Genomic DNA, 6,052 nt, shown 5'->3' on the forward strand with positions numbered 1-6,052 from the left:
GAACAGTGATGTTCAGCAGTGTTCAGCGTAAATGTATCAGCTCTGCCGACTGGCGCACCGTCTCGAAAAAGTGATGGACATTGGCCTCTGGAGTGCTTGGGTGAATGCCGTGGCCCAGGTTCATGATATGCCCACGGGATCCGGCTTTTCGAATCACCTCTAGGGTGCGCTGCCGGATGAACTCTGGCGATCCCAGCAACACCATCGGATCCAGATTGCCCTGCACCGCCAGGGATCCCAGGCGGGCCCTGGCCTCTGCCATATCGCTCATCCAATCGAGGCTGAACACGTCGATGCCGGCTTTGCCCACCCGCTCCAGCAAAGCGGCGCTGCCGTTGATGTAGAGGATCAGCGGCACCTGCGGATACCGAGCTTTCACCTGATCCACAATTTGCTTTTGGTAGGGCAAGGCCCAACACTCGTAATCGGCTGGGCTGAGCTGTCCGGCCCAAGTATCGAACAACTGCACCACCTGGGCGCCGCACTCGATCTGGTAGATCACGTAGCGGGCAATGCTGTCGGCCAGCTTACTCAGCAACTGATGCAGCAATGGCGGCTGCGCGAAGGCCAAGCTCTTGATGTGGGCGTAATCTTTGGAGCTGCGCCCTTCCACAGCATAGCAGGCCAGAGTCCAGGGGGAGCCGACAAACCCCAGCAGCGTTGCTTTCCCTTCCACCTCGCGGCGCAGGGTGCTGAGAATGGTCTTGATAAAGGGCAGACTTTCTTCCGGTTCCAGGAGGCGGATGCGTTCAATTTGGGCTTGGGAACGAATCGGCGGGTCGATGATTGGCCCCTGATGCTCCACCAGCTCAAAGGGGATGCCCATGCCCTCAAGGGGGGTGAGGATATCGCTGAACAGGATCACCCCATCAGGGGCAAAGGCCCGAAACGGTTGCAACGAGATCTCGACGGCCAGCTCCGGGATCTCGCAACGCTGCTTAAAGGTGTACTTGCTTTGCAGCTCGCGGTAGGCCGCCATGTAGCGACCCGCCTGGCGCATCATCCAAACTGGAGGGCGATCCAGCACTTCCCCTCGGGCCGCCCGCAGCAAACGGTCACCCAAGTGCTCCGCACCGCTGGCGGTGGAGGAGGTGGCGCTGAGCTGAACAGGCGAGTGGGACATAGGAGGGCAATCCGGCTAAAGATCCTTATGAATCCTGACATTGTGGCGACAGCAACCGCAAGTTGGCGGCTCAGGATCCCTGCAGTTTCTTCATCGGCTGCAACTTGCTGTTACTTCTTACCCTTTTGGCCTCTGGGCTGGGATCCCCAATTAAAGTGGACATGAGATAATGACACCTGACAAGTCTGTTGAAGAACGGCTCGACAAGGATCCCCCCATTGCCGAGTTGAGAGGAAACCCCGCTTGGTTGCCCAAACCTTTAACCTGAAAGCCTACCTGAGCCAGCGTCAGCAACAGGTGGAAGAAGCTCTCTCTGCAGCTTTGGTTCCCGCCTATCCGGAGCGCATTTACGAGGCGATGCGCTACAGCCTATTGGCAGGGGGGAAGCGCCTCAGGCCCATCCTCTGTCTGGCTGCTTGCGAGTTGGCCGGCGGCACTGTGGAGCAGGCTCTGCCTACCGCCTGTGCCCTGGAAATGATCCACACCATGTCGCTGATCCATGACGATCTGCCGGCCATGGACAATGACGACTTTCGCCGCGGCAAACCCACCAACCACAAGGTGTTCGGCGAAGACATTGCCATCTTGGCGGGAGATGCCCTGCTGGCCTTTGCCTTTGAGCACATTGCCAGCCAAACTCAGGGGGTACCGCCGCAGTTGGTGTTGCAGGTGATTGCCCGCATTGGCCATGCTGTGGCGGCAACCGGTTTGGTGGGGGGACAGGTGGTGGATCTGGAGTCGGAGGGCAAGGCCATTTCCCTGGAAACTTTGGAGTACATTCACAGCCACAAAACCGGCGCTCTATTGGAAGTCTCGGTGGTTTCGGGAGGGATCCTGGCGGGGGGAGATGAGGAGCTGCTGGCCCACCTGAGCCGCTACGCCCGCGATATTGGCCTGGCTTTTCAGATTGTGGACGACATTTTGGATATCACCGCCACCAGCGAGCAACTGGGCAAAACGGCAGGCAAGGATCAAGCTGCTGCCAAAGCCACCTATCCCAGCTTGTTGGGCCTAGAGGCTTCCCGGCAAAAAGCCGAGGAGCTGATTCAATCGGCCAAGGAAGCGTTGCGCCCCTATGGATCGCGGGCAGAGCCGCTGTTGGCCCTGGCAGATTTCATCACTCGCCGTCAGCATTAGGACAGGACAAGGGGACAAGATCAGATGGGATCCCTGGAGACCCTGCTCGCATGTCTGTGCTGGAGAGCCGTATGCTGCAACAGTTGATGGCCAATCATGTCCTCTGGGTTGCTTTGCTGGCCAGTGTGTTGGCCCAAGCCATCAAGCTGATCCTTTCCTATGTACGGTCGGGCAAGGTTAACCTGCGAGTCTTGGTGGAAACCGGGGGAATGCCCAGCTCCCACGCAGCGTTGGTGACGGCTTTGTCCATTGGGGTGGGGATGCAGGAAGGCTGGGACAGCCTGCTGTTTGCCGCGACGGTGGTTTTCGCATTGGTGGTGATGTACGATGCCGCGGGGATCCGCCAAGCCGCTGGAAAACAGGCGCGGGTGCTGAATCGCCTCCTGGAAGAATGGTTTGAAGAAAAGGGCGCCGACCGTTTTCCAGAACCCTACCTGAAAGAATTGCTGGGGCACACTCCCGTTCAGGTCATGGCCGGCGCGGCTTTGGGGGCAGCCTGTATTACATTGTCGTTTGCCCTGGGAGTAAACTGAGAGCCATTGGGGCATGCTAAGGCAGAAGTACCGCGGGGTGGTCATGGCTTCCAGTTCTCAACCTCGTCCGATCCAACGTTGCCCTTCCTGTGGCAAGCCGATCCCAGCCTACCGGTTCAAGTCTCCCTACTGCGACCACTGCGGTTGGCGGGCGGCTCCGGCAGCGCAAACCCCTCAAAAAGGTGGATCCCTGGGCCAGAAAATCGCAGCTCAGGTAAACGGGATCGGATCCCAAGGTCAACGCTTCAAGGTGCCCCCTCTGCTACAGCCGCTGCTGAACTTCAACTTTTACCTCTATCTGCTCTGGGGGATCAGCCCTCTGTTTCCGCTGGTGGTGGATCGACCCCTGCTGGCCGAATCCAATTATCTGCTCCTAATCCCGCTTTTGTTGAGCTGGGGGCTGCTTTATTTGGCGGTGCGAGATCTGCCGCTGCCGGACGATTTGCGGCTGCCGCGCCTGTTGTTGGATGTATCGTTCCTCCTGCTGCCCTTCTTCCAGAAAATTAATGTGTCCAAAGCCCCCAACCGACCCTATTGGAATGCTCTGCTGATTTGGGTGATCGGGATCCTGCTGCTTGCCGCTTTGCGGCTTTGGAGCTTTAGCCTGCTCCTGACGGCGGTGACCTTGCTGTTGACCAGCTTTTGCACGCTGCTGTTCTAACCGAGATCCTTGCAAAGAACCTCGATATTTAATATTTAACATTTCATGAGCATTCCTGCTGCCCGTCAACGCTTTGCCCTTGAAATCCAATCGGAGCCCATCGATCTGGGTCGGGCGGCCCTCTGGATTGCCCAAGAAGCCTATCCCGATCTGGAGGTGGAAGAGTATGTGGCCGCTCTGGATGAGATGGCCGCAGAGGTGCAAGAGCGCCTTCCCCCGGAGCGTTATCCCCTGCGGGTCATCAAGATCTTGAATCACTATCTCTTTGAGGATCTGGGCTTTCGTGGCAATCGCGAAGATTATTACGACCCACGCAACAGCTTTTTGAACGAAGTGATCGATCGGCGCACCGGGATCCCGATTACGCTGTCGCTGATCTATCTAGAGCTGGCGCGGCGGATCGATTTTCCCATGGCAGGAGTGGGCATGCCCGGCCACTTTTTAATCCGGCCCCTGTTTGCAGGCGCCGAGATTTTTGTGGATCCCTTTCAGCAGGGGGAGATTTTATTTCCAGAAGATTGTCAAGAGCTTTTGTCGCAAATCTACGGGCCTGGGATCCCTTTCCAAGAACACCACCTACGCCCCACCCCTCCCCGCCTGATCTTGGTACGCTTGCTCAACAACCTCAAGCAAATTTATCTGAGCCGCGCCGAACTGGAACCCGCTTTGGCAGCAGCGGAACGGATCTTGTTGTTGATCCCTGAATCCTTGCCCCACCTAAGGGATCGCGGGCTGTTGTATTATCAGTTGGGCCGTTGGCAGCAAGCCTGCCAGGATCTCAAGCGCTACTTAAAACAGGCGCCTTTCCACCCCGAGATCAATCGCTCTGATGAGCATTTAATCCGGGAAATTGTCGAGAGATTGGAATCTCATCCCGACTCATGCTAGGAGCATGCACAATTGCTCTCAGTTGTGCGTTGTGTAAGTGTGTAAGTTTTGAGCAAGATCTGCCGTCGTTTGCAAGCAAGGCTAGGTTTCTAGCAGGGATCGGAAGCAGCCCTTACCTCTTGGCGCAAAATGGCTTCCACCAGCTTATCTAAAGCCTCTAGATCAGATAGATCATAGTTTTTTTCCCAGAGGATTTGGTTAATGCTGGACTCCTGCTGCAGAGTTAAAACCGAAGATTGTAAAACCTCATCGATGATCTGGCGAATGCTCATCTTAACCTCGCAATCGTGAGTAAGAATGGATGGCTTTGGCTCATAAGCCTAGAATGCTGGAAACGCTCTGCGATAGCCATCGTGAGGATCACGTATTTTGACATCAGAATCTGGGGCGACTCATCCAAACCCTTTCGGGGAAATCGCCAATAGTACTTTTACGGACTTGAGCTATGGATGGCGCTGAAGTCTGCGAACTTCTCAGGATCTTCTGAGACAGACCTGCTCCCCATTGAGGGCAGCTTGGGCCTCATCATCTGTTGCGAAGGCGGTGCGAATGATGCGCTCACCGGGATGGCGATCCCCTGCCGAAAGGCCGAGATCCCGCACCACAAATGAGCGCTGGATCCAGCGGTCGAAGCCATCGTAGCGGGGAGAGAAGGCAGTCCGTCCGTGAACGGTGCGGCGATTGTCAATACAGAGCAGATCCCCTGTTTCCAGCTTGATGCCTCGGTAGATAGAGTGGATCGCCTTCCTCAGGGCTTCTAGAGCCAGACTGGCTTCGGGGGTGAGCCCCACCATCAGGTCTTCGTCGTAGTTCCAGAAGGGATCCTCTCGACGGCCATACAGCACCGGCAAAATGGGTCCATTGATCAGGGCTTGCCGGTTGCCGAAGGAGTAGTCGATGCCAGTGCGATACAGGGGTTCAAACAGCAGCTCCCGCTCTCGCTCTCCTAGCAGAGGCAGGACATGACGGATGCTGGCGTAGGTGGTTTCCGCTACACGGTCATGGTCGGGGCGCAGGCAAAACAGCAGCAAAAACTCTGGTGAGTAGGGATGAAAAACCGTCTCGCGGTGAAACTGTAGCCGAGTGCGGGATCCCTCAGAAGATTGCACCTCTTCGCTGCCGGGAGTAGGCACCAAGTTTTGAAACAAATCCCCGTTTTTTTCTTGGATGTAGGAGACCAAATGCCCCAAGCGGCTGCCGATCATTGCCAAGCAGCGTTCGCTGACAAAAGTGGTTTTCTCCTCAGAGCGCTGCGCCAGAGCCGGTGTGCGGGTATGGTCTAGTCCGGGATCCACGGGCAAGCCCCGCAGCAGCAGGATCCCTTCCGAATTGGAATACAACTGAAACTCCAGCAAGGCCCGCCGCAGATAACGGGGCAGCTCATCTGCCCGCATCTCGCAGTCCAGGAGAAATTCTTCTGTTTCCCGATAGGGATCGGGCCCAGGTGTCAAAAACAGGTTTATCGTCTTTTCATCAAAGCCCCGACAATCGATCAGCAGGCATCCTTTTTCAAGCTGTGAAGTCTTCATCACGATCCCTCACCACCCACTGCCCTAGTCATAGCAGCCGCAGCAACTTTTGGGCAGGGATCCTACACTCAAAACCCAATCTCGGCGAGTGTAGCGCACTACCCTTCGGTGCTAGAACCTCAGTCTGAGGCGGGGCAGAGCATGACTCTAGTCAATGATACGCTGGACTATACTGGAAATA

7 protein-coding genes are annotated in these 6,052 nt (G+C 56.4%); 4 read left to right on the forward strand and 3 right to left on the reverse strand.

Going from position 1 to position 6,052, the window contains the following annotated elements; all coding sequences use genetic code 11:
• Positions 1-22: 22 nt before the first annotated feature.
• Positions 23-1,123, reverse strand: a complete 1,101-nt coding sequence (gene hemE, locus NW843_RS09570; RefSeq protein WP_414522798.1) for a uroporphyrinogen decarboxylase — start codon at positions 1,121-1,123, stop codon at positions 23-25.
• A gap of 243 nt (positions 1,124-1,366) precedes the next feature.
• Here hemE and crtE point away from each other — a divergent pair, with 243 nt between their 5' ends.
• The 4 genes from crtE to NW843_RS09590 are packed head-to-tail and all read left to right on the forward strand — an operon-like array spanning position 1,367 to position 4,342.
• Positions 1,367-2,260 carry a geranylgeranyl diphosphate synthase CrtE gene (gene crtE / locus NW843_RS09575; protein WP_414380820.1) on the forward strand — a complete coding sequence of 298 codons (894 nt, stop codon included), beginning with the start codon at positions 1,367-1,369 and terminating at the stop codon, positions 2,258-2,260.
• Between the two features lie 50 nt (positions 2,261-2,310).
• The gene (locus NW843_RS09580; RefSeq protein WP_414328881.1) at positions 2,311-2,793 is read left to right on the forward strand and encodes a divergent PAP2 family protein; all 483 of its coding nucleotides are present in this window, start codon (positions 2,311-2,313) and stop codon (positions 2,791-2,793) included.
• Positions 2,794-2,836: 43 nt separating this feature from the next.
• Positions 2,837-3,454, forward strand: coding sequence for a hypothetical protein (locus NW843_RS09585; protein WP_414522799.1), 618 nt, complete (start codon positions 2,837-2,839; stop codon positions 3,452-3,454).
• Between the two features lie 45 nt (positions 3,455-3,499).
• Entirely contained in the window at positions 3,500-4,342 is an 843-nt protein-coding gene (locus NW843_RS09590; protein WP_414350903.1) for a SirB1 family protein, read from the forward strand.
• An 89-nt stretch (positions 4,343-4,431) separates the two neighbouring features.
• Here the strand turns inward: NW843_RS09590 and NW843_RS09595 are convergent, their stop codons facing one another.
• Positions 4,432-4,614, reverse strand: coding sequence for a hypothetical protein (locus NW843_RS09595; protein ID WP_414342619.1), 183 nt, complete (start codon positions 4,612-4,614; stop codon positions 4,432-4,434).
• 201 nt (positions 4,615-4,815) lie between these two features.
• On the reverse strand, positions 4,816-5,871 hold the full coding sequence (locus NW843_RS09600; RefSeq protein WP_414522800.1) for a TauD/TfdA family dioxygenase: 1,056 nt from the start codon (positions 5,869-5,871) through the stop codon (positions 4,816-4,818).
• Positions 5,872-6,052: the final 181 nt, after the last annotated feature.

This window comes from Synechococcus sp. R5-12, from assembly GCF_047502655.1.
Taxonomy (GTDB): domain Bacteria; phylum Cyanobacteriota; class Cyanobacteriia; order Thermostichales; family Thermostichaceae; genus Thermostichus.